This window comes from Pseudomonas fluorescens NCIMB 11764, from assembly GCF_000293885.2.
Classification (GTDB): Bacteria; Pseudomonadota; Gammaproteobacteria; order Pseudomonadales; family Pseudomonadaceae; genus Aquipseudomonas; species Aquipseudomonas fluorescens_B.
Map to the genome: position 1 here is coordinate 2,771,768 of NZ_CP010945.1, position 22,805 is coordinate 2,794,572.

At 57.9% G+C, this 22,805-nt stretch carries 26 protein-coding genes, 1 tRNA gene and 1 pseudogene; 17 read left to right on the forward strand and 11 right to left on the reverse strand.

The genetic code is table 11. The annotated features are described in order from the left end of the window. The first annotated feature begins 45 nt into the window (after positions 1 to 45). Together B723_RS12680 and B723_RS12685 are read left to right on the forward strand one after the other, a co-directional pair. Entirely contained in the window at positions 46 to 300 is a 255-nt protein-coding gene (locus B723_RS12680) for a succinate dehydrogenase assembly factor 2 (RefSeq protein WP_007944081.1), read from the forward strand. Beyond that, on the forward strand, positions 284 to 736 hold the full coding sequence (locus B723_RS12685; RefSeq protein WP_017336965.1) for a protein YgfX: 453 nt from the start codon (positions 284 to 286) through the stop codon (positions 734 to 736). Before B723_RS12680 ends, B723_RS12685 begins: the two co-directional genes overlap by 17 nt. On the opposite strand, the gene nadB is transcribed toward B723_RS12685, so the two are convergent. Beyond that, the gene (gene nadB, locus B723_RS12690) at positions 705 to 2,321 is read right to left on the reverse strand and encodes an L-aspartate oxidase (RefSeq protein ID WP_017336966.1); all 1,617 of its coding nucleotides are present in this window, start codon (positions 2,319 to 2,321) and stop codon (positions 705 to 707) included. The two genes, B723_RS12685 and nadB, sit on opposite strands and share 32 nt — an antisense overlap. Positions 2,322 to 2,878: 557 nt before the next feature. Between nadB and rpoE the strand changes: the two genes are divergently transcribed. From rpoE to B723_RS12710, 4 genes are all read left to right on the forward strand, one after another. Next, entirely contained in the window at positions 2,879 to 3,460 is a 582-nt protein-coding gene (gene rpoE, locus B723_RS12695; RefSeq protein ID WP_003172477.1) for an RNA polymerase sigma factor RpoE, read from the forward strand. Positions 3,461 to 3,490: 30 nt separating this feature from the next. Further along, a complete protein-coding gene (locus tag B723_RS12700) occupies positions 3,491 to 4,078 on the forward strand; it encodes a sigma-E factor negative regulatory protein (protein ID WP_017336967.1) in 588 nt (195 codons plus the stop codon). Positions 4,079 to 4,086: 8 nt separating this feature from the next. Then, positions 4,087 to 5,043, forward strand: a complete 957-nt coding sequence (locus tag B723_RS12705; RefSeq protein ID WP_017336968.1) for a MucB/RseB C-terminal domain-containing protein — start codon at positions 4,087 to 4,089, stop codon at positions 5,041 to 5,043. A gap of 181 nt (positions 5,044 to 5,224) precedes the next feature. Then, on the forward strand, positions 5,225 to 6,652 hold the full coding sequence (locus B723_RS12710; protein WP_017336969.1) for a DegQ family serine endoprotease: 1,428 nt from the start codon (positions 5,225 to 5,227) through the stop codon (positions 6,650 to 6,652). Between the two features lie 65 nt (positions 6,653 to 6,717). Here the strand turns inward: B723_RS12710 and B723_RS12715 are convergent, their stop codons facing one another. Next, on the reverse strand, positions 6,718 to 8,151 hold the full coding sequence (locus B723_RS12715) for a M48 family metalloprotease (protein ID WP_017336970.1): 1,434 nt from the start codon (positions 8,149 to 8,151) through the stop codon (positions 6,718 to 6,720). Positions 8,152 to 8,249: 98 nt separating this feature from the next. On the opposite strand from B723_RS12715, the gene B723_RS12720 reads away from it, so the two are divergent. Then, positions 8,250 to 8,489, forward strand: coding sequence for a sulfurtransferase TusA family protein (locus B723_RS12720; protein WP_017336971.1), 240 nt, complete (start codon positions 8,250 to 8,252; stop codon positions 8,487 to 8,489). Between the two features lie 32 nt (positions 8,490 to 8,521). Continuing rightward, positions 8,522 to 9,592: an AI-2E family transporter gene (locus B723_RS12725; RefSeq protein WP_017336972.1), complete on the forward strand. Its 1,071-nt coding sequence runs from the start codon at positions 8,522 to 8,524 to the stop codon at positions 9,590 to 9,592. Between the two features lie 159 nt (positions 9,593 to 9,751). On the opposite strand, the gene B723_RS12730 is transcribed toward B723_RS12725, so the two are convergent. Both B723_RS12730 and B723_RS12735 read right to left on the reverse strand, forming a co-directional pair. Then, the gene (locus B723_RS12730) at positions 9,752 to 10,225 is read right to left on the reverse strand and encodes a peroxiredoxin (RefSeq protein WP_008034924.1); all 474 of its coding nucleotides are present in this window, start codon (positions 10,223 to 10,225) and stop codon (positions 9,752 to 9,754) included. 10 nt (positions 10,226 to 10,235) lie between these two features. Then, positions 10,236 to 10,796, reverse strand: coding sequence for a glycine cleavage system protein R (locus B723_RS12735; RefSeq protein ID WP_017336973.1), 561 nt, complete (start codon positions 10,794 to 10,796; stop codon positions 10,236 to 10,238). A gap of 328 nt (positions 10,797 to 11,124) precedes the next feature. Between B723_RS12735 and dapA the strand changes: the two genes are divergently transcribed. The 5 genes from dapA to B723_RS12765 all read left to right on the forward strand — a co-directional run bounded on the left by dapA (position 11,125) and on the right by B723_RS12765 (position 14,814). After that, positions 11,125 to 12,003 (forward strand): 4-hydroxy-tetrahydrodipicolinate synthase, encoded by an 879-nt coding sequence (gene dapA, locus B723_RS12745; RefSeq protein WP_017336975.1) that lies wholly within the window; start codon positions 11,125 to 11,127, stop codon positions 12,001 to 12,003. Positions 12,004 to 12,020: 17 nt separating this feature from the next. After that, a complete protein-coding gene (gene bamC / locus B723_RS12750) occupies positions 12,021 to 13,136 on the forward strand; it encodes an outer membrane protein assembly factor BamC (RefSeq protein WP_017336976.1) in 1,116 nt (371 codons plus the stop codon). 4 nt (positions 13,137 to 13,140) lie between these two features. After that, a complete protein-coding gene (locus B723_RS12755; RefSeq protein ID WP_008034928.1) occupies positions 13,141 to 13,899 on the forward strand; it encodes an MBL fold metallo-hydrolase in 759 nt (252 codons plus the stop codon). A 28-nt stretch (positions 13,900 to 13,927) separates the two neighbouring features. Further along, a complete protein-coding gene (gene purC, locus B723_RS12760; RefSeq protein WP_008034929.1) occupies positions 13,928 to 14,641 on the forward strand; it encodes a phosphoribosylaminoimidazolesuccinocarboxamide synthase in 714 nt (237 codons plus the stop codon). 83 nt (positions 14,642 to 14,724) lie between these two features. Continuing rightward, positions 14,725 to 14,814: transfer RNA gene (locus B723_RS12765), tRNA-Ser, on the forward strand. Between the two features lie 95 nt (positions 14,815 to 14,909). Here the strand turns inward: B723_RS12765 and B723_RS12770 are convergent. After that, positions 14,910 to 15,194 (reverse strand): DUF3077 domain-containing protein, encoded by a 285-nt coding sequence (locus B723_RS12770; RefSeq protein WP_017336977.1) that lies wholly within the window; start codon positions 15,192 to 15,194, stop codon positions 14,910 to 14,912. A 643-nt stretch (positions 15,195 to 15,837) separates the two neighbouring features. Beyond that, positions 15,838 to 16,044, reverse strand: a complete 207-nt coding sequence (locus tag B723_RS12775) for a hypothetical protein (protein ID WP_017336978.1) — start codon at positions 16,042 to 16,044, stop codon at positions 15,838 to 15,840. 391 nt (positions 16,045 to 16,435) lie between these two features. On the opposite strand from B723_RS12775, the gene B723_RS12780 reads away from it, so the two are divergent. Continuing rightward, on the forward strand, positions 16,436 to 16,768 hold the full coding sequence (locus tag B723_RS12780; protein WP_017336979.1) for a hypothetical protein: 333 nt from the start codon (positions 16,436 to 16,438) through the stop codon (positions 16,766 to 16,768). A gap of 7 nt (positions 16,769 to 16,775) precedes the next feature. Here B723_RS12780 and B723_RS32185 read toward each other — a convergent pair. Further along, positions 16,776 to 16,880 (reverse strand): annotated as a pseudogene (locus tag B723_RS32185) (Cro/Cl family transcriptional regulator); the annotation flags it as partial. An 86-nt stretch (positions 16,881 to 16,966) separates the two neighbouring features. Next, entirely contained in the window at positions 16,967 to 17,377 is a 411-nt protein-coding gene (locus B723_RS12785) for a hypothetical protein (protein WP_017336980.1), read from the reverse strand. Positions 17,378 to 17,739: 362 nt separating this feature from the next. Here B723_RS12785 and B723_RS12790 point away from each other — a divergent pair, with 362 nt between their 5' ends. The 3 genes from B723_RS12790 to B723_RS12800 all read left to right on the forward strand — a co-directional run bounded on the left by B723_RS12790 (position 17,740) and on the right by B723_RS12800 (position 19,428). Next, positions 17,740 to 17,931 carry a YegP family protein gene (locus B723_RS12790; protein WP_017336981.1) on the forward strand — a complete coding sequence of 64 codons (192 nt, stop codon included), beginning with the start codon at positions 17,740 to 17,742 and terminating at the stop codon, positions 17,929 to 17,931. Between the two features lie 147 nt (positions 17,932 to 18,078). After that, complete coding sequence (locus B723_RS12795) at positions 18,079 to 19,005, forward strand: LysR family transcriptional regulator (protein WP_017336982.1); 927 nt, start codon at positions 18,079 to 18,081, stop codon at positions 19,003 to 19,005. A 57-nt stretch (positions 19,006 to 19,062) separates the two neighbouring features. Next, complete coding sequence (locus tag B723_RS12800; protein ID WP_017336983.1) at positions 19,063 to 19,428, forward strand: 5-carboxymethyl-2-hydroxymuconate Delta-isomerase; 366 nt, start codon at positions 19,063 to 19,065, stop codon at positions 19,426 to 19,428. A gap of 3 nt (positions 19,429 to 19,431) precedes the next feature. Here B723_RS12800 and B723_RS12805 read toward each other — a convergent pair whose 3' ends face one another. The 3 genes from B723_RS12805 to B723_RS12815 form a co-directional block, all read right to left on the reverse strand. Beyond that, positions 19,432 to 20,367, reverse strand: a complete 936-nt coding sequence (locus B723_RS12805; RefSeq protein WP_017336984.1) for a LysR family transcriptional regulator — start codon at positions 20,365 to 20,367, stop codon at positions 19,432 to 19,434. A gap of 131 nt (positions 20,368 to 20,498) precedes the next feature. Beyond that, entirely contained in the window at positions 20,499 to 21,416 is a 918-nt protein-coding gene (locus B723_RS12810; RefSeq protein ID WP_017336985.1) for a DMT family transporter, read from the reverse strand. A gap of 15 nt (positions 21,417 to 21,431) precedes the next feature. Then, positions 21,432 to 22,616, reverse strand: coding sequence for a cyanate transporter (locus tag B723_RS12815; RefSeq protein WP_017336986.1), 1,185 nt, complete (start codon positions 22,614 to 22,616; stop codon positions 21,432 to 21,434). Between the last annotated feature and the right edge of the window lie 189 nt (positions 22,617 to 22,805).

Genomic DNA, 22,805 nt, shown 5'->3' on the forward strand with positions numbered 1-22,805 from the left:
TGGTGTCCGGGGCTGTATACTTGCCGCCTATTTGAGGAGCGCTCCATGGTCGAAGATGTTGAACTGAATCGCCTCTACTGGCACAGCCGCCGCGGCATGCTTGAACTTGACGTGTTGCTGGTGCCGTTCGTGAAAGAGGTCTACCCGCACCTCAATGATGTCGACCGCGATTGCTACCGCAAGCTGCTCGAATGCGAAGATCAGGACATGTTCGGCTGGTTCATGGAACGCGCCGAATCGGAAGACCCGGAGCTTCAGCGCATGGTTCGCATGATCCTGGATCGTGTCCAGCCCAAGTAATGGGTTCGAATGCCGCTGGCATGCCTCACGGCAGTTGCTGGCGGCGTATCTGTTGGCCCAGTTCTTCGCACTGGGTTCGCTGTTTTTGCTTTCCATACCGGTCTGGGCCAGTTTGCTCGGCGCTTTTTGCTGCCTGGCGCATGGTATTTGGGCATTGCCAAGACAGATTTTGCTGACACATCCGCAGGCGTTCAGCGGCTTGCGTCGCGATGCCGATGGCTGGCAGCTGTGGAATGAGGCGGCCGGTTGGCATGTGATTCAACTGCGGCGGGACAGCCTGGCGTTGCCGTTGGTCGTGGTGTTGCGTTTTCGTTTGCGGGGCGAGCGGCGGATCCGGTCGATTTGCGTGCCACGGGATTCGCAGGCGGCGGATCTGCACCGACGCCTGCGGGTCCGGCTTACGTTCAGTCGGCGTAGGTGGGTGGCACCAGAATAGTGTCCAGCGCAACCGGCAGCATGTTCGGGTAGTCGAGGGTGTAATGCAGGCCGCGACTTTCCTTGCGCTCCATGGCTGACAGAATCATCAACTCGGCGACCTGGGCCAGGTTACGCAATTCGATCAAATCCCGGCTGACCTTGTAGTTGCTGTAGAACTCGTCGATTTCATCCAGCAACAACTGCACGCGGTGCTGCGCCCTTTGCAGGCGCTTGTTGGTGCGCACGATGCCAACGTAGTCCCACATGAATCGCCGCAGTTCATCCCAGTTGTGCGCAATGATCACGTCTTCATCCGAGTCGGTGACCTGGCTCGCGTCCCAGACGGGCAGGGCGGCGGGAATCGAAACCTGAGGCAATTGTTCAAGAATGTCTGCAGCCGCCGAGCGCGCGTAAACGAAGCATTCCAGCAGCGAGTTGCTGGCCATGCGGTTGGCGCCGTGCAGGCCGGTGAAACTGGTTTCGCCAATCGCATACAGCCCCGGCACGTCGGTGCGACCTTGCTGATCGACCATCACGCCGCCGCAGGTGTAGTGCGCCGCGGGAACCACCGGGATCGGTTGCTTGGTGATATCGATGGAAAACTCGAGGCAGCGTTCGTACACCGTTGGGAAGTGCGTCTTGATGAAGGCTTCGGGCTTATGACTGATGTCCAGATAGACGCAGTCGATACCGAGCCGCTTCATCTCATGGTCGATCGCCCGGGCGACGATGTCCCGTGGGGCAAGCTCGGCGCGCGGGTCGAAACGCTGCATGAAACGTTCGCCGTTGGGCAGTTTCAGGTGGGCGCCTTCACCACGCAACGCCTCGGTGATGAGGAAGCTTTTGGCCTGTGGGTGATACAGGCAGGTTGGGTGGAACTGGTTGAACTCCAGGTTCGCCACCCGGCAGCCCGAACGCCAGGCCATGGCGATGCCATCGCCGCAGGCACCGTCGGGGTTGCTGGTATAGAGGTAGACCTTGGCGGCACCGCCGGACGCGAGGATCACGAAGCGTGCGCCGTAGGTGTCGACTTCGCCTGTGCCGCGATTGAGCACGTAGGCGCCGAGGCAGCGGTCGCCGTCCAGGCCCAGGCGTTTCTCGGTGATCAAGTCGATCGCGACGCGCTGTTCCAGCAGTTCGATGTTGGGACGTTGTCTGGCTTTGTCGAGCAGGGTTTTGAAAATCGCTGCGCCCGTGGCGTCGGCGGCGTGAATGATGCGCCGATGGCTGTGACCGCCTTCGCGGGTCAGATGGAACTCGAACCCCCCGTCCTCGGTGCCGGACTGCTCATCGCGGGTAAAGGGTACGCCCTGATCGATCAGCCATTGAATGGCTTCTTTGCTGTGCTCGACGGTAAAGCGCACAGCATCTTCGTGGCACAGGCCGCCGCCAGCGTTGAGGGTGTCATCGACGTGGGACTCAACGGTATCGGTGTCGTCCAGAACGGCAGCGACACCGCCCTGGGCCCAGAATGTCGAGCCATTGGCGAGGTCGCCCTTGCTCAGTACGGCGATACGCAAATGATCGGGCAAGGTCAGCGCAAGACTCAAACCGGCTGCACCGCTGCCAATGACCAGAACATCGTGTTGAAACTGTTGGCTCATTTCAGGATTCCGCTCAAAGCGACCCGGGTCGGGGTTGGCGCCAGACTACTGGAACGAGGAGTCAAGGCGGCCACACAGCCCACTAGTATATAGAGGGGGGGAGCGGCACAATAGCCGGGCTGACATGGCATTGTGAAACTACAGTGACAGAAAAGACCTGACGTTTCGTCGGATGGTTTTTCGACCCGTTCGGCGACAAGAAGACTGTATCGTGGATTTAACAGTCTTTTTCCGTTCAGGGTTGCACAATGTCGGTATGGCACAGCTATAAATATTTGGAACTTTTGCCAAAGGCCCAAGATCAATAGACCGTTGCCTGAATCAAGGGACAGTGTCGGCTTCAGCGTGGGATTGCGGATTGATCCTTGCTGTCGAATCCGATGACAAGATTATTCGCGCAGCCGGGTTAGCTCGAGCTGCGCTTTTCGTGCGTGCCAATCAGAGCCCGCAGGAAACTTGCTTGGAGGGGGAGAACTTTTGCGAAAAGCCCGAGTCTATGTTTGCAAGTCTGGTCGTTTAGTTATGCAAGCTTCCTCCGAGCTTATCGAGGAGAGTTCATGCTAACCCAGGAAGAGGATCAGCAGCTCGTCGAGCGCGTTCAGCGCGGCGACAAGCGAGCTTTCGATCTGCTAGTGCTGAAATACCAGCACAAAATTCTCGGGTTGATCGTGCGTTTCGTGCACGACACCCATGAAGCCCAGGATGTGGCACAGGAAGCCTTTATCAAGGCATACCGTGCACTTGGAAATTTTCGCGGAGACAGCGCGTTTTATACGTGGCTTTACCGCATCGCCATCAACACGGCGAAAAACTATCTGGTTTCACGCGGCCGCCGGCCGCCGGATAGTGATGTCAGTTCCGAGGATGCAGAGTTCTACGATGGCGATCATGGCCTCAAGGATCTCGAGTCGCCAGAACGTGCATTGCTGCGGGATGAGATCGAAGGCACCGTCCATCGAACCATTCAGCAACTGCCAGAAGATTTGCGTACGGCTTTAACTTTACGTGAATTCGATGGTCTGAGTTACGAGGATATTGCGAGCGTCATGCAATGTCCGGTGGGTACCGTGCGCTCCCGGATTTTCCGCGCTCGGGAGGCCATCGATAAAGCCCTGCAGCCGTTGTTGCAGGAAAACTGAGACAGCGGCGACAGCCAAGAGAGGAACGCCATGAGTCGTGAAGCCCTGCAGGAATCGCTGTCCGCAGTGATGGATAACGAAGCGGACGAATTGGAATTGCGTCGGGTGTTGAATGCCTTTGACGATGTTGAAACCCGTGAAACATGGGCTCGTTATCAGATCGCTCGGGCAGTGATGCATAAGGATCTGCTGCTTCCACGCCTGGATATCGCCGCGGCCGTTTCCGCTGCGCTGGCTGACGAAGCCGTACCGGCAAAAGCTTCCCGTGGTCCATGGCGCAGCCTGGGTCGTCTGGCAGTTGCAGCATCCGTCACCGTTGCCGTATTGGCAGGTGTTCGTCTGTACAACCAGGACGAGATCGCGGGTGTCGAGCTGGCTCAGCATTCCAGCCAACCGAGTCTGGCCGTTCCTCAGGTCAAGGGTCCAGCTGTATTGGCCGGCTATAATGAGAGTTCGGAAGCCACTGGTCCTATGGCCAACGGCGTTTTGCAAGGTCAGCCGGGCTGGCACGATCAACGTTTGCCAGGCTACTTGCGCCAACATGCTCAACAGGCTGCACTGAAAGGTACTGAGAGCGCTCTGCCTTACGCTCGTGCAGCAAGCCTGGAAAACCGTTAAGGAGGATCATGCGCGCCATACCTCTACTTTCGCTTCTGCTCGGTGGCTGGTTCATTGTTCCAGCCCACGCCGATGAAGCCCAGGACTGGTTGACCCGTCTTGGTCAGGCCGAGCAACAGCAAAGCTTTCACGGTACTTTTGTCTACGAGCGAAACGGTAGTTTTTCTACCCACAACATCTGGCACCGCGTCCAGGATGGCAAGGTCCGCGAGCGTATACTCCAGCTTGATGGCTCTGCTCAGGAAGTCGTGCGCATTGATGGGCATACTCAATGCGTCAGCGGCACCCTGATCGCAGGACTTGGGGACTCCCGCAATTCCGCTGCTCGTGCTCTCGATCCACAGAAGCTCAAGAATTGGTACGACCTTGCCGTCATCGGCAGGTCGCGTGTTGCCGGGCGTGCTGCGGTAATCGTTTCCCTGAAACCGCGCGATCAGCACCGGTATGGTTTTGAACTGCACCTGGACAAAGAAACCGGATTGCCGCTCAAATCGTTGCTCCTGAACGACAAGGGGCAGTTGCTGGAGCGCTTCCAGTTCACGCAGATGGATACCTCTGGTATTCCGTCCGACAGTGATCTGCAGCCTGGCAGTGATTGCAAAACTGTCGCTCTCGACAGCGACAAGGCTTCAGCGGTCAAGGTTGCCCAGAGCTGGCATTCGGATTGGCTGCCTGCAGGCTTCGAGCTGACCAGCAGTACCTCGCGCAAGGATCCAGAGACAAAAAACCAGGTCAATAGTCTGATGTATGACGATGGTCTGGCCCGTTTCTCGGTGTTCCTTGAGCCACTGAATGGTGCAAAGGTCACAGATACTCGCACTCAGTTGGGCCCGACCGTCGCCGTATCCCGGCGCTTGACAACGCCCCAAGGCGATATGATGGTTACCGTGGTCGGAGAAATTCCTGTTGGCACCGCTGAACGGATTGCGCTGTCCATGCGCAGTGATGCCACTGCAACCCAGTAGTGAGCTGATATCGAAATGTTTGGTGAGCATTTCAATTTGCAAATATCCCCATAATTTTTTATAGGTCAGAGCCCCTCGGCTCTGGCCTTGTTTGTTGTTCCCGGAACAAAAATACCGGCGTATCGTTCCCGGTGTTCCTTGCTCCATATCGCTTAACCATGCTCGTCGTAACGGGAGCCGTATGTCGATACCACGCTTGAAGTCTTACCTATCCATTTTTGCCACTGTACTGGTGCTCGGTCAGGCGGTCGCTGCTCAAGCAGTCGAGTTGCCTGATTTTACGCAACTGGTCGAACAGGCCTCGCCTGCTGTGGTGAACATCAGTACCACGCAGAAGCTGCCGGATCGCAAAGTGAGCGAGCAGATGCCTGACCTCGAAGGCTTGCCGCCGATGTTGCGAGAATTCTTCGAGCGTGGCATGCCACCACAGTCGCGTTCACCTCGCGGTGATCGCCAGCGCGAAGCCCAGTCGTTGGGTTCGGGGTTTATCATCTCGTCTGACGGCTACATACTTACCAACAATCATGTGATCGCCGATGCCGACGAAATTCTCGTTCGTCTGGCTGACCGCAGTGAGCTGAAAGCCAAGCTGGTCGGCACCGATCCACGTTCCGACGTGGCCTTGCTGAAAATCGAAGGCAAGGATCTGCCGGTTCTCAAACTTGGCAAATCCCAAGACCTGAAGGCCGGCCAGTGGGTGGTCGCAATCGGCTCGCCATTCGGTTTCGACCATACCGTGACTCAGGGCATCGTCAGCGCTGTCGGTCGCAGTCTGCCGAACGAAAATTATGTGCCGTTCATCCAGACCGACGTGCCGATCAACCCGGGCAACTCCGGTGGACCGCTGTTCAACCTGGCGGGCGAAGTCGTCGGGATCAACTCACAGATCTACACCCGTTCCGGCGGCTTCATGGGCGTGTCGTTCGCGATTCCTATCGACGTAGCCATGGACGTATCCAATCAGCTGAAAAGCGGCGGCAAAGTCAGCCGTGGCTGGTTGGGCGTTGTCATTCAGGAAGTGAACAAGGATCTGGCCGAGTCGTTCGGTCTTGAAAAACCGGCCGGTGCGCTGGTGGCTCAGATCCAGGACGATGGCCCGGCAGCCAAGGGTGGTCTGCAAGTGGGCGACGTGATCCTGAGCATGAACGATCAACCGATCGTCATGTCAGCAGATCTGCCGCACCTGGTGGGCGCACTGAAAGCTGGCTCGAAAGCCAACCTGGAAGTGATCCGTGAAGGCAAGCGCAAGAATGTCGAGCTGACGGTCGGCGCTATCCCGGAAGAAGGCAAAGAGCTGGACGCATTGCCGAAATCCAGTATTGAGCGCAGCAGCAATCGCCTGGGTGTTTCCGTGGCCGAGCTGACCGACGAGCAGAAGAAAACCTACGACCTCAAAGGTGGTGTGGTGATCAAGGAAGTCCAGGACGGTCCTGCTTCCATGATTGGCTTGCAGCCGGGCGACGTTATCACTCACCTGAACAATCAGGCGATTGGTTCCACCAAGGAGTTCACTGATATCGCCAAGGCGCTGCCGAAGAACCGCTCGGTGTCGATGCGGGTTCTGCGTCAAAATCGCGCCAGCTTCATCACCTTCAAACTGGCTGAATAAACCGGTTGTCGGCTGAATAAAAAACCGCCTCGAAAGAGGCGGTTTTTTTGTGCCTGCTGAAAGCGTCAGCCCATCATGTCCTTGATCATCCGCTCCTGCTCCATCAGCTCCCGTTGGCGAGCGTCGATCCGCGAAGACAGTGGGAAGTTGGTTCCGGCCTTGCGCTTGGCGAAGTCCAGTTGCTGGATGGCCTGGCGGTAGTCGCCGACCAGTGCAAAGTACTCGGCGCGAGCCTGATGCAGGCCAATGATGTTGCCTGACAGGCCGCGGGTTTCAGCCACCATGTACCAGACGTCCGGATCATCCGGGCGGCTCTTGAGCAGGGTTTCCAGTGCCTTTTCCGCTTCGGGCGCACGGTTCTGCTTGAGCAATAAATCGACGCGCACCTGATTCAGCGGATAGTTGCCCGGATACTGAGTCAGCATCCGGTCGACCCGGGTCTGAGCATCCGGCAGGCGATTGTTGGTGATGTCCAGATCGATCTGCGCCAGGTTGTAGATGATCTCGTTCGGCGACTTGGCCAGCAGCAACTTGAGGTTTTCACGTGCCTCATTCAGTTGGCCACCCTTGATCTGGGCGATGGCCAGGCCATAGCGTGCGACATCGTTTTTCGGGTTCTCATCCAGCTGGGCGCGAAAGCGTTTGGCGCCCAGGCCTGGGGTTTCCTCGTAGATCAGTTGGACCCGCGCGCGAATCAGTTGATAACGCATGGAATCTTCAATACCGCCCGGTTTGGCTTGTTCGGCGCGGTTACGGGTGTCGGCGATCCGCGATTCAGTCACCGGGTGAGTCAACAGGAATTCCGGCGGCTTGGCGTCGAAACGGTATTGGCGCGCCAGCCGCTCGAACATGGTTGGCATCGAGCGTGGATCGTAACCGGCTTTTTCAAGGTTAAGGATGCCGATGCGGTCGGCCTCTTGTTCGTTCTGGCGTGAAAAGCGTCGCTGTTCCTGAATCGCCGCCGCCTGTGTGCCCGCAATGGCCGCGATCCCGGCATCGCCCGCACCGGCAGCGGCAATCACGATGCCGGCCAGTAGCGCAGCCATCATCGGCACCTGCATGCGCTGTTGCGCTTCGACGCCACGTGCAAAGTGGCGCTGCGACAAGTGAGCCAGTTCGTGAGCGAGTACCGAGGCGTATTCACCCTCGGTCTGGGCATTAAGGAACAAACCGCCGTTGACCCCGACAATCCCGCCCGGCGCCGCAAAGGCGTTGAGTTGCGGGCTGTTGATCAGGATGAATTCCAGGCGGCGGTCGTTGACCTGGCTTGTCTCCACCAGACGGTAGACGCTGGATTCGACGTAATCCTTGAGCTGCGGATCGTTGAGCTGGGAAACCTGACTGCGCAGCAGCGCCAGCCAGGCACGGCCCAACTGGTATTCCTGTTGTGGCGAGACAATGGCAGAACTGGCGTCCCCGAGTGACGGCAGGTCGTCGGCGAAGCCTGGTGAGGCAAGCAGGCAAGCGAGCGTCAGCAGGGTAGGGCGCAAAAAAGTCATGCACAAAGCCTTAGTCGACAAAGACCTTACTGTAGCCGGACAGTACGCTTCGGACCAGATATTCTAAGCCCCTCGACCACATGACCCGGAGTGATGCAATGACCGACGCTGTAGACCATGACGCCGAACTGGACGCCAGCGGCCTGAATTGTCCGTTGCCGTTGCTCAAGGCCAAGCTGGAACTCAATCGCATGACCAGCGGCGCGGTGCTCAAGGTGATCGCCACCGATGCGGGCTCGCAGCGTGACTTTCGCACCTTTGCCCGTTTGGCCGGTCATACGCTGCTTCGTGAAGAAGATGAAGCGGGCGTTTACCGCTATTGGTTGAAGAAAGCCTGAAACCTGGCGCATTCGTTTCTAAGGGATTTTTGATGTTCAAGGTGTTACGCGACTGGATTCAGCGCTATTTTTCCGACGAAGAAGCCGTGGTGCTCGCGGTTTTGCTGTTTCTGGCGTTTACCGCCGTCCTGACGCTGGGCGGCATGCTCGCGCCAGTGCTCGCCGGTATGGTGTTGGCGTATCTGATGCAGGGACTGGTGGTGACCCTTGAGCGCTTGCGCATGCCGGGCGGGGTGGCCGTGGGGCTGGTGTTTGCGTTGTTCATGGGTGTTTTGCTGGTGTTCATCGTGATCGTTGTGCCGTTGCTCTGGCATCAGCTGATCACGCTGTTCAATGAACTGCCGGGCATGCTCGCCAAGTGGCAATCGTTGTTATTGCTGCTGCCCGAACGCTACCCGCACCTGGTGTCTGATGAACAGGTGCTGCAAGCCATCGAAGTTGCACGGGGTGAGATCGGCAAGTTCGGCCAGTGGGCGCTGACGTTTTCGCTGTCGAGTCTACCGCTGCTGGTGAACATCATGATCTACCTGGTATTGGTGCCGATCCTGGTGTTCTTCTTCCTCAAGGACCGGGAAATGATTGGCCAGTGGGTACGCGGTTACCTGCCTCGCGAGCGCGCGTTGATTACTCGCGTCGCTCATGAAATGAACCGGCAGATCGCCAACTACATTCGCGGCAAGGTCATCGAAATCTTTATCTGCGGTGGTGCGACCTACATCGGGTTTGTCGTGCTGGGGCTCAACTACGCGGCGCTGCTGGCGCTGTTGGTGGGTGTGTCGGTCGTGGTGCCCTACGTCGGCGCGGTAGTCGTGACGGTGCCGGTACTGTTGATTGCGTTGTTCCAGTGGGGCTGGAGCGACCAGTTCATCTATCTGATGGCGGTTTACGGAATCATCCAGGTGCTGGACGGCAACGTGCTGGTGCCGCTGCTGTTTTCGGAAGCGGTCAACCTGCATCCGGTGGCGATCATTTGCGCGGTACTGTTGTTTGGCGGGTTGTGGGGCTTTTGGGGAGTGTTCTTCGCGATTCCGCTGGCGACGTTGTTCAAGGCGGTGCTGGATGCCTGGCCGCGCAAGGAACCGGTAGTGGCGCCGCTGCTTTAACGGATCACCCTGATTTTTTCAGTGAGGGTAAGGGGCTCTTCGTCGGAACGCGGCCCGGAGCAAGCCCGCACACACATTCAACCGAGTTCTTCCTGTAAGAATGCGATCGAATGTGGGAGCGGGTTTGCTCGCGAAAGCGCCAGAACAGGCGCCAGATAATTAGGCCTTGTTCAGCGCCTGAGCCGCCGCCAGAACAGCGTCCACATGCCCCGGCACCTTCACGCCCCGCCATTCCTGACGCAGCACACCATTCTTGTCGATCAGGAACGTGCTGCGATCAACACCCATGTATTCCTTGCCATAAAGCTTCTTCAGCTTGATCACATCAAACAGCTGGCACAGCGCTTCTTCCTTGTCGCTGATCAGCTCGAAGGTGAACGCTTGCTTGGCCTTGAAGTTCTCGTGAGATTTCAGGCTGTCACGCGACACGCCGAAGACTTCGGTGTTGGCCGCTTTAAAGGCGTCAAGCTGATCACGAAAGCCCTGGCCTTGGGTCGTGCAACCCGGCGTGCTGTCCTTCGGATAGAAGTAGATGACCACTTGCTTGCCTTTGAGGCTCGCGAGACTGACGGTCTGCCCGCTGGTGGCGGGGGCTTCGAAGTCGGCAACCGGTTGGTCGATGGCAACGGCCATGAAAGCTTCCTTACATTGGGTTTTGTGGGCGCCACGGTTCGATCAGGGCATCCAGGTTCAGCGCGTCGGCGAAATCCAGGAACTGATCGCGCAGCCAGCTGATCTGCACACCGGCCGGCAAGGTCACGGTAAACGTGGCATTGAGCATGGTGCCGCCGGTTTGCGGCGCCTGATACGTGTCACAGGTCAGGTTTTCCAGCTCGACGTTGTGGTCCATGAAGAACTGGCACAGCTCGTTGATGATGTCCGAGCGGTACGCCGAGCTGACGTAGGCGACGTACGGCAGGGCCTGTGGACGATTCTCCAGCGCCGCGCTGCGCACCACGTTGACCGTGAAGGCGTGTTTCTTGGCGAGGGTCGGCAAGCTGCCTTCGAGACGCGCCAGGGCGTCCCAGCTGCCGGAGATCTCGAGGATCAACGCACTGCACTCGCCATGGCGGGTCAGGCGAGAGGTGACCACGGCGCAGCGGTTTTCATGGCTGGCGCGGCACAGGACGTTAGTCAGCTCCATGGGGTTGGCGCCGAGGGCACTGATGACAAGGAATTGTTCGCGAACTGTGGGGGTGGACATGCAGCATTCCTAAAGCGATGAGCGGTCGATACTTCTACGGGCTTTTTTTACCGGGGGCGAGCCTGCGGATGCGAATTCAGAAAACCCGGGCCGAAGGTTGCAACGTGCTCTATCAAGGCAAGAGCGAAGGGTGGCAACGCTGGATCGGGGCTTGTGATGCCGAAAATGGAGGCTGAAACCCGGCGTACGAGCATGTCAGTACCGATCAAAGTCTGAAGGGTAGCGAAAAGCAGCGCCAAGGGGAATGGCAGCAGCGCAGTACTTCGCTTGTACAAGCATCTTGGCGCCAGTACCATTACGGCTCTCTTTTTCCGGCAGGAGCGGTTTCATGATTGCGGGCAGTATGGTGGCACTGGTCACACCCATGGATGCACAAGGGCGTCTTGACTGGGACAGCCTCAGCAAACTCGTGGACTTCCACCTTGAAAACGGCACCCATGCCATTGTCGCGGTCGGTACTACCGGCGAGTCGGCGACCCTCGACGTCAACGAGCACATCGCTGTCATCCGTGCCGTGGTCAAACAGGTCAACGGCCGTATTCCGGTCATCGCCGGTACGGGTGCCAATTCGACCCGCGAAGCCGTCGAACTGACCCGTAATGCCAAAGAGGCCGGTGCCGACGCCTGCCTGCTGGTCGTTCCGTACTACAACAAACCGACTCAGGAAGGTTTGTACCAGCACTTCAAGCACATTGCCGAAGCGGTCGACATCCCACAGATTCTCTATAACGTTCCTGGCCGCACCTCCTGCGACATGCAGGCCGAGACCGTGATTCGCCTGTCCACCGTGCCGAACATCATCGGTATCAAGGAAGCTACCGGCGACATGAAGCGCGCCAAGGCAATCCTCGATGGCGTGAGCAAGGACTTCATCGTGCTGTCCGGCGATGATCCGACCGCCGTCGAACTGATCCTGCTGGGCGGCAAGGGCAACATTTCCGTCACCGCCAACGTTGCTCCACGCGAAATGGCCGATCTGTGCGAGGCCGCGCTCAAGGGCGATGCCGAGACCGCTCGGGCAATCAACGAAAAACTGATGCCGCTGCACAAGGACCTGTTCATCGAAGCCAACCCGATTCCGGTGAAGTGGGCTTTGGTTGAAATGGGCCTGATGCACGAAGGCATTCGCCTGCCGCTGACCTGGCTGAGCGCACCTTGTCATGAAACGCTCCGCACGGCTCTGCGCCAGTGCAGCGTCCTGGTTTAATTGAGGAAGTACAACGCATGAAGCGAATGGCCGGACTTTCCGCACTTGCCTTGATTATCTCCAGCACCAGTGGCTGTGGATGGGTCTGGGGCCCGGAAGGTTATTTCCGTGACCGTGGTAGCGATTACCTGGAAGCGCAACAGACTGCACCGATGCAATTGCCACCGGACGTCAGCACCTCCAAACACCTGGATCCGCTGCTGCCGATCCCGCGCAACGTGGCCGATGACACCATCAAGGGTGAATACATCGTGCCGCGTCCGCAGCCGCTGTCCGCCGCTGCCGACGCCAGTGCCTACTCGCTGCAGAAAACCGGTGACTCGCGCTGGATCGTCGCTCAGAACCCGCCGGCCGAAGTCTGGCCAGTGGCTGTGCAGTTCTTCCAGGACAACGGTTTCCGTCTGGATGAACAGCGTCCGCAAACCGGCGAATTCACCACCACCTGGCAGCATTCCGACGAACTGTCCGCAGCGATGGCCAAGCGCCTGAGCGCAGCCGGTGTCGGCGCTGACAGCGAAACCCGTGTGCGGGTGCGTATCGAGCCGGGCGTGCAGCGCAACACCAGTGAAGTCTACGTGGTAAGCGCCGAGCGTCCTGCCGGCAGCACCGCCGACGTAGCCTTCACCAACCGTTCGGTCAACACCGGCCTGGACGCGGCACTGGTCGACGACATGCTCGCGAGCATGAGCCGCATCTCGGAGAAGGGCGGTTCGGTCTCCATGCTGGCTTCGCGTGATTTCGATACGCCAAGTCGCGTCAGCCTGAGCGAAGACGGCAGCGGCAACCCGGTTCTGAACGTCGGTAACGACCTGGACCGTGCCTGGTCGAGCGTCGGTCGTGCGCTGGAACAGGGCGAATGGCGCGTTGAAGACATCAACCGCAGCCTGGGCCTGTACTACATCAACCTGTCTGAAAAAGCCGAGAAGAAAGACGAAAAGCCTGGTTTCTTCAGCGGCCTGTTCGGCAGTGCGCCGAGCAAGGAAGAAGTAGAAGCCCGTGCCGAGCGTTATCAGGTTCGCCTGAGCAAGGTAGGCGATACCGTTCAGGTCACCGTCGAGAAAAACATCAACACCGTGGCGCCGGCTGACGTGGCGCGCAAAGTGTTGAGCGTGATTCAGGACAACCTGGGCTGATCACATGCGTTTTGCCGTTCTCGGCAGCGGTAGCCAAGGGAACGGCACGCTGATAGCCAGCGCTGATACGTACGTGCTGGTGGATTGTGGTTTTTCCCTGCGGGAAACCGAAAAACGCCTGTTGCGCCTGGGGGTGAACCCGGCGCAACTGAGCGCGATACTCGTGACCCACGAACATGCCGACCACGTGCATGGCGTGGGTTTGCTGTCTCGGCGCTACAATCTGCCTGTCTACCTCAGTCGCGGCACCCTGCGCGGGATGCGCAAACCGATTGAACCGGCCGGCCTTCTGGCGGGCGGCGAGCAATTGCAGATCGGCGCACTGAGCATCGGCGTCATTGCCGTGGCCCACGATGCACAGGAACCGACGCAATATGTGTTCAGTGACGGTGAGCGGCGCTTCGGCCTGTTGACCGACCTGGGTTCATACTGCAACAAAGTGCTGGACGGCTATCGGGATCTCGATGCGTTGATGATCGAGGCCAACCATTGCCGAGACATGCTGGCTCGCGGTCACTATCCGTACTTTCTCAAGCAGCGGGTGGGCGGTGAACTGGGACATTTGAACAACCACCAGGCGGCATTCCTGGTGTCCGAGTTGGGCTGGCAAGGCCTGCAACACCTGGTCCTGGCCCATCTGAGCAGCAAGAACAACCTGCCGCAGCTGGCCCGGCAATGTTTTGTCGACACCCTCGGGTGCGACCCGGACTGGCTGCAATTGGCCGATCAAGATTCAGGGCTCGACTGGCGACACATCGCCTAGCCCACCTACTTAGCAAGCGGAGCCCATCATGGAAAAACGTGAAGAACTCTACCGCGGCAAAGCCAAATCGGTTTTCAAGACCGACGACGCTGACCGCTTGATCCTGCTGTTTCGCAACGACACCTCGGCGTTCGACGGCAAGCGCATCGAGCAGCTCGACCGCAAAGGCATGGTGAACAACAAGTTCAATGCCTTCATCATGCAGAAACTCGAAGCCGCCGGCGTGCCGACCCAATTCGACAAACTGCTGGGCGACAACGAATGCCTGGTGAAAAAACTCGACATGATCCCGGTCGAGTGCGTCGTGCGTAACTACGCGGCCGGCAGCCTGGTCAAGCGCCTGGGCGTCGAAGAAGGCATGAAGCTCAACCCTTACACCTTCGAACTGTTCCTGAAGGACGACGCCAAGGGCGACCCGTTCATCAACGAATCCCACGTCGTGGCCTTCGGCTGGGGCACCGCCGAGCAACTGGTTCGCATGAAAGAACTGTCGCTCAAGGTCAACGAAGTCCTGAGCAAACTGTTCGACGACGCCGGCCTGCTGCTGGTCGACTTCAAACTCGAATTCGGCGTGTTCTCCGACGGCTCCATCGTCCTGGGTGACGAATTCAGCCCGGACGGCTGCCGTCTGTGGGACAAGGCCACCGGCAAGAAAATGGACAAGGACCGCTTCCGTCAGGGCCTCGGTGACGTCATCGAAGCCTACGAAGAAGTCGCCAATCGTCTGGGCGTACCGCTTTAATCGACGCAAGCATCTGATAGCACAGAAATATTTCGCTCAGGGGGTTCGCTTCCGGCAAAAGTGTTGTTATGATGCGCGCCGTTGGAGAGATGCCAGAGTGGCCGAATGGGACGGATTCGAAATCCGTTGTACCTTCACCGGTACCTAGGGTTCGAATCCCTATCTCTCCGCCATTACATAGAAAAAGCCCCGTAGCTGAACAAGCTACGGGGCTTTTTCGTTTCTGTAGATTTTTCAGGGCGTTTTTAGGGACGTCTACATGTACGTATCAGGCGTCGGTGTTCACCGGTGGCCACCTCGTCAGCACCTTGTGTACGTCATCCACGACGGCCTTGCTCATGGCGGTCAGGTAATGCGCTGCCCAAGCATGTCTGTCTGTGTCCTTGGCGTAAGCCGCATCGACAGTCAACAGCTTGGCCAGGTACAGAAGGTCAGATGCTTGCGCCAAGGCTTTCCCGACAGGTACGCCGGAGTTTACGCGGAATAACGGCTGGTTGGAGCAATAGTGGAACGGTGTGAGGCCAATGGTCGTCAGCTCGGGTTTGTCGCTCATTTGTCACCTCCTTCAATGAGGCGGCGGGTTAGGTCGAGCGGTGAGGTTTTATACGACTTGGAATTGTGTTGAGGGGAATGACTGCTTTTGTGCGGATTTGAAGTATCCATGTCTAGCTCCGTGACGTGAGGAGCTGCCATTTCGTTACCAAGCGAATGGGTGGCAGCTGTGCGCAGGTTGGTAAACCGGGAGTCACGGAGACCGGCACGCTCGAAAGCGTCCCGCGCACAACCGCCATAACACAAGTTTTCAGGCGTACAAACACCAAGAAAATGTGAAGGGGGCGCTGTTGCGCAACTCGTCGGGTTACCAAGCCCGATCGCTGGAATTCCAGCGACGTCTTGAGAGTATCCCGCTGAAACTGACGTCATCAAGGCGCTAACTTACTGAAACACGCAGCAGAAGCACGTTCGTACGCAACTCCCGGATTTTGCCTACAACTGCGCCGAGAGTCACCCCGATATTCTTATGGCCTTACAAAAACGGACAAATCCCGAATGCGAAAACGCCGCTTCTCTAAGTCTAAAAAGGCGGCGTTTTTTACTTTTTTTGAGGGTGGAGCTCGAGCATCGGCACAGCTCTGCAGGGGCGCGGCGTTCGGGCTTTCCTTGAACAAGCAGGAGTTATCCCGTGAACGTGAATCTTACGGCTGCGAGTGACCCAGTTTCCTCTTGATCAGCTCATAGACGTCTTTGTGGGTGGAGTTATGCAGGGTTTTGTCCTTGCAGGCCGATGCCAGGAACGTTTTGACCTCTTCCTTTGCATGAGGGTAAAGACCTGCGACGTAGTCGGCTTCATGGGGCTGGGTGCAGTTGAAGTGTGTGTCGTCTTTTGCTTTATCTCTAGCCATTGCAGAGGCTCCTTTTGAGTTCGCATGATTGTCGATGGTCAGGGCCTTTTTGCCCCGCACGGCGCAGAGCTTAGGGGCTAAACGTGATGCCGCCAGGGGCTTGGACAAATCAGGAAGGGGCTGTCAGACGATGCCGGAGTCTGCCGCAGGATTAAACAAAAAATCCCTGCAAGCTTAAATCTGCAGGGATTCTGGCTGACCATCTCATCAAGCCCCATAGCTGATTAAGCTACGGGGCTTTTTCGTTTCTGGCGTTTTGTTTTGGGGGATTTTTGGGGGAAGAACGCGGCCATCGCGTCGAGGAACACAGCAATGCAACACCACATCCCGTGAACCAAGCTCATTGTCTATCCTGCAATACAGAGCAACTGATCGAATGACAGGTGATGTCATGAACAGATGGCGGCGTCTTTGGTTGTCTGTGAAGCTGATAGCAGCCGCTGCGGCCTGTGTGGCTGTGGCTGTTCAGGCTTTTCAATACATGCTGGAAAGCCAGGACGCCGTGCAAATTCATCCTTTGAGCATTTTGGTTGTCGGGCTGATCTTTGGCTTTATCAGCTATGGATTGCTTTCGCTGATTGAAAGAGGTGTACAGCGGCTTTTAGCCCGTTCTGACACTGTCGCCCCCGAGCCTCGGGCAGAACGTGAGAGCGATGTGGAGCTGGTCGCAGATCAACCGCTAACCTTGCAAGCTGATGCCTCGACTCATCAGAAAAATCTGTGAACGGACCTCAAAACGAAGGCGGCGTAATCATCAACGCATCCACATCCCCGGGATTCCCGCACCGATGCGGCTCCTGACTGGAAAAACTGAAACTGTCCCCCTCACTCTGCTGCAATCGGCTGGACGTTACATAGAAAAGCCCCGTAGATGAAAATCTACGGGGCTTTTTGGTTCTCGGCGGAGTGAGGGGGTTAACGCTTAGTTGCGAATACGATGTTCCGTAAACGCGTAGTCCTCTTGGCAGTCGGCGGTAGGATCTGTGACGGTGTTTACGTAGTGAATGGTGTTCCCATCCAGTATTTTGTATTCATAGATTTCCGGAGTCCGGACACCGTCCGTTTTCATTTCATTCTTGCCATTCGCCGCAGACCAGGAACCTCGCTCGGTTTGAATGGGTTGGGTCCGTTGCGCGTCTCGGAAGAAGGTGATCGAGAAGCGACCATTGGGCTCGAAATTCGTATTCCAGGACAGGAACTGGCATTTGCCGTGTTCTTCGCGCATTCCTTGCCATGAGCCTACGAGGGACGGGTCCGTGGAGGGACTGTTCGACGTACATGCACTTAGTGCTGTGGTCAGAATGATGAGAGTAAACGTGATGCCCCGGTGCATGTACAACTCCATTTAATGAAACAGAAAACCTGCATTCTACTGACCGGATTTCCAGGAAATCCGGACGCGAAGACAGGTGTTTGGTCGCGCTTGGATTCTACGGAAGGAACACCGTCAGCGGCGTTGCTGCGTCGGATTCGGTCGCCTCCCGGCGTAAGAAAGATATACCGTTTCACGAGAAAAGTTACTTGCCTGAGTCAGTCTGTTTACCCACCCCCGAATCCATTTGCCGCTCTGAACATTCAAGGTTTTCCTTCGCAATATTCCCTGACACTGAAACTCCCCACCGCCAAAAATCCTCATCTACTCTGGTTTCGCAGGTCACTGATCTGCCGTCATCAGCCAATCGCAAGGAGCGATCAATGTATTTTGAGATTTACAGGCAAACCCGTGGCACCCCCCAGACTGGCAAAGGTCAATGGCGGTGGCGCTTGAGGGCGGGGAACCATGAAACGATTGCCAGCGGCGAGGCGTACGTCAACAAGGCGGATTGCGCGCATGCCATCAGCCTGATCAAGGGGACTCACGATCACACGCCGATAAAGGAAATCTGACTTTCAGGTGGTGAAGCTGCTCAATGAGGGCAGCTTCTTTGCAAGCAACCTTGTGCTCGGATCAAACGCAGACTGCTTGAGTCGCATAGACGCCGCTTGCGGCAGCTACCTAAACTGTCAGCAGATTTGGGGACTGGGGGGCAGTGGATGAATCGCAACGAACTACGCAAGGCGGATATCAACCTGATGGTGGTGTTCGAAACCTTGATGCTCGAACGTAACGTCACCCGGGTGGCGGAGAAGTTGTTTCTCGGGCAGCCAACCATCAGTTCGGCGCTCAACCGCTTGCGCACGATGTTCAATGATCCGCTGTTCATTCGCGTCGGTCATCGCATGGAGCCGACCGCCAGGGCCGAGGAGTTGATTCAATACCTGTCGCCAGCGCTGGATTCGCTGTCGGTGGCCTTGAGTCTGACCCATGACTTCGACCCCGCCAGCAGCACCATGACTTTCCGCATCGGGCTGTCGGACGATGTCGAGTTTGGTCTTCTGCCACCGTTGTTGCGTGCCCTGCGCCAGGAAGCGCCGAAGGTGGTGTTTGTGGTGCAGCATGTCGATTACTGGCGGATTCCCGATTTGCTGGCGTCCGGCGATATCACCGTTGGTATCAGCCAGACCCGCGGTCTCCCGGCCAATGCCAAGCGCAAATTGCTGCGGCACATCCAGCCCAGTATCTTGCGTGCCGATGCGTCCGACACGCCGCTGACCCTCGATGAATATTGCTCGCGCCCTCACGTGCTGGTGTCGCACACCGCCAATGTCAGTGGTTACGCCGATGAGTGGCTGGCGGAGATTGGTCGTACGCGCCAGGTGGTTTTATCCGTGCCGCAATACAGCTCGTTACCCGCCTTGCTCGCCGGAACCGATCTGATCGCCAGCCTGCCGGATTACGCCGCCGAGGCGATGGCGGCGTCCGGTCAGCTGTTCACGGAGCCTTTTCCGTTCAAGACCCCGACCCTGGACCTGTCCATGGTCTGGCTCAGCCACGTCGACACCGACCCTGCCGAACGCTGGTTGCGCTCGCGACTGGAGGCGTTCATGAGTGAGCGCTTCGAGTCGCCGCCGCTTCAGTGAACAGGGCAACTCTGTGATATATGTACGACCTTTGCGCCAACCTCAAGGAGCCACGTCATGCCCCACCTGCACATGGAATACACCGCCAACCTGCCCGAGCTGAATGCCGATGTGGCCCTGATCAGGCTGAACAATACGCTGGTGGCTTCCGGTCAGTTTGCTGCCGAATACGACATCAAGAGTCGCGCGGTAAAGGTCGAGTCGTTCAAGGTCGGCACCGCATTGGCTGAGCGGGCATTCGTGCATGTAAAGCTGGCCTTGTTGAGTGGTCGCTCGCCGGCGATCAAAAAACAGTTGTCCGAAAGTCTGCTGGCCGTGGTGCAGGAACTGTGTGAGTGGCCAACGGGCGTGGAAGTCCAGTTGGCCGTGGAAATCCTCGACATTGATCGAGAGTCCTACAGCAAAGTCGCCATCAACAACTGAGTCTCAGGTCATGTCCTGCTCGGTGCAGGCCTGCACCACCTGCTCGCGCAACCAGGCATTGGCGCCGTCTTCATCGGCACTTTGACTCCACTGCATGTCGAGGGTGAACCCCGGCAGACCGTTGGGCGCTTCGCAGTGATTGAAGATGGCCTCGCTGGCCAGCAACTGCTGGATGCGTCGGGGCAGGGTGACGATGAAGTCGGTGCCGGTGATCATTTTCAGCGCCGCGCTGTAGCTGTTGGATCGCGCGACTATCTGCCGTTTTTGCGCCTGCTGCGCCAACCAGCCGTCGACCATGTTGGTGCTGGACGTCCAGGGTGTCGGAAATACATGCCGGCGTTCGGTAAAGGCTTGCAGGCTCAGGCGCGGTTCCAGCGGTGTGGCGCGTTTATCGAAGACACAGACCAGATCATCTTCCAGCAGCATCCGGGATTTGAAGTCGGTGTGATTGCGATGAAAATTCGGGCCGAAGCAAATCACCAGGTCGAGACTGCCGTCGCGCAGTTCCTCGGCCGGGATGTCGGTTTCGAACTTGTGCATGTTGACCATCACCGGCCAATCGGCGAAATCGAAACGTTTCAACAGGCGCGGCAGGATCAACTGCTCGAAGTATTCCGGTGCGCAAATGTTGAAGGTGACCGGTTGCAAACTAGGGTCGAACGTCGGTGCACCGGCGTGACACAGGTTGATGCTTTCCAGAATTCTCAGCACATGGGCATACATGGTGCTGGCTTTGCAGGTGGGTCGCATACCGGCGCGGGTGTTGATGAACAACTCGTCCTCGAAACCGGTGCGCAGCTTTTTCAGGCAGTAACTCACGGTGGACTGGCTGACACAGAGTGTTTCGGACACGCTGGTGACGCTGCTTTGTTCATACACGGCTACAAACACCATGAGGTCCTGCATGTCGAGTTTTCTAAGCAAGTTACTGTTCAGCATCCATTCGTCTCGCTGTGATCCTTGCGCTGATTGAGCGCAAACTCGTGCGAAAGATCCTAACGGAACGATGGTGCCAGGAGAATGCCCTGTAGGAAGTTTCACTAATAGTTGGGAGGCAGTGCCGGCGACTTTCAGGTCCGAACAGTTGCAGGCATGGCGCGGCGGCTGGACATCAATAGCGCCAGCATGCCGATGCCGACCAGCACGGCACCGATGATCTCCAGCGGCAGCGGCGACTGGCGCAACCAGAGCCAATGAAACAGCGTGATGAACAGTGTGCTCAGGTAAATGTAGGAAATGACCGACGACGGGGCGATGACGCCGATGGCCCGATGCAACAGCCAGAAGGTCGCCAGTGTGGCGAACAGCGCCAGGTAGATCAGCCAACCGAAGTCGTTCAGGGTCAGCAAGGACGCCGATCGCCAGCCACCGCTAAACCCACAGAACGCCAGCAAGAACAGCGCGCCGAACAGCATGTTCCAGAAGGTCATGCCCACCGGGCCGCGACCTTTGAGGCTGCCAGCCTTGAGCCGCTGGCTCAAGGGAGAGTAGAGCGCCATCGCCAGGCAACCGATGCCATACACCAACACCGCATAGCGCGAAGGCAATTCGTCCGGCCCCGTACCTTTGAGCACGAGCAATACGGCGCCGGTAGCCGCCAGCAGCATTGGAGCGACGCGTTTCCGGAGGCTGCTGTCGGGCATCAACACCGCTTCGAAAAACAGGGTCAGCAGTGGCACCAGGGTGAACAGGGTCCCGGTGTTGACGGCAGAGGTGTAGCGCAGTGCCTCGAACAATGAGCCGAAATACACCGCCAGCAACAAGCCGAGTACGGCATGGCCGAGCAGTCCGTTGCGGGTCATGGCGGCGTCGCCCTTGAATAGCCGCAGCGGCAAAAACACCAGGGCGCAAAACAGCAGGCGCAAACCGGTCAGCAGGACCGGGTCGATGGCCTGGCTGACCTGCGCCGCCGCGGAAAATGAAGCGGCAATCAAAAGTGCCCAGAGCAGCATGCCAAGGTGAGCGGTGGCGAAACCGGTGTGTTGCATGGTGGCTGCTCCGGATCAGTGAATGTGACGGGCGTAGTGCCGTGGGTCAAAACGCAGGACCATCAGCAGCATCAGCGCCATGACGCCCGTAAGCGACCACCAGGCCCATTCGAAACTGCCGAGTTGATCGCGGATCATCCCGGCAATCAGTGGCGATAGACCGGCGATCAGGTAGCCGATGCCTTGAACGAAGGCGGTCAGGGCGCCCGCACGTTGTGGCTGGTCCAGGTGATCCAGCGACACGATCAGGCTCATCGGGAACAATCCGCCGATGCCCAGCCCCAGCAGGCACGGCCACAACAGACTCAGGTGTTGCGGGCTGAGAGTCAGCCCGCAGAAACCGGCCATGATCAGTGCCAGCAACACCACCAGCACCAGACGTCGGTCGCGGCTGCGATTGGCGATCGCGGGCGTCAGCAGGCCCGACAACACCTCCATTGCCGTCAGAAAACCCAGCAACAAACCGGCGTTTTGTTCGCTCCAGCCTTTTTCCACGTAGTACGGCGCCAGCCAGGCCAGTACACAGGTGTAGGACGCAGTACCCAAGCCAAAGAAGATCGCGAGTAACCAGGCGCGGGAATTGGCGAAGAACGACCCATTTCGCTGCGCTTGAGCAGACCGTATCGGCATCCCCAAGCGTTGGACGAGCCACACCAGCAGTGCGACCAGCGCCAGTACTGCCCAGATCGCCAGGCCCATCCGCCAGCTACCCGTGCGCATCATCACCAGCGGCGCGAAGGACGCGGCAATCGCTGCGCCGCCCATGATCGACGTGACGTACAGGCCCATACACACAGAGACGTTGTCGCCAAAACGGGACTTGATCAGCGCGGGCATCAGCGCCTGTATCAGGGCAATACCGATGCCTGCCAGCACGGCACTGAGGATCAGTTCGGCCGCGGAGTCGAGGAACAGGCGCGACACCGTCGCCACGCCGATGATCAGCAGCGACACCACCACCGTGCGCTGTGCGCCGAGCCATCGGCTGACGCTGAGGCCGAAGAACATCGCCAGTCCCATGGCCATCACCGGCAACATGGTCAGCAGCGAGGCCAGGCTGAAACTCAGCGGGATATCGCCGCGAATCGCCGACAGCAAAGGACCGACCGCCGCCATGGAGGGGCGCAAGTTGAGTGCGACGAGAATGATGCTGACCATCAGCCAGAGGGCAGGGCGGGAAGTGGCGCGGACGTTTTCCATCGATTGGACCTTGAATGACAAGGGCCAGATTAGGCGCGCGAGGCCTGGAGGCCGCAAATCAGAAAGTCCGGGGTGGTATTTAGAAATTAAATAGTTCTGCTGCAACACAGGGTTAAGTCAGTATTCAGAGAATGTTTAGCCATTTCGCAACCAAAGTTCTTCAAATCCCGATTTAACGACTTATCCTGC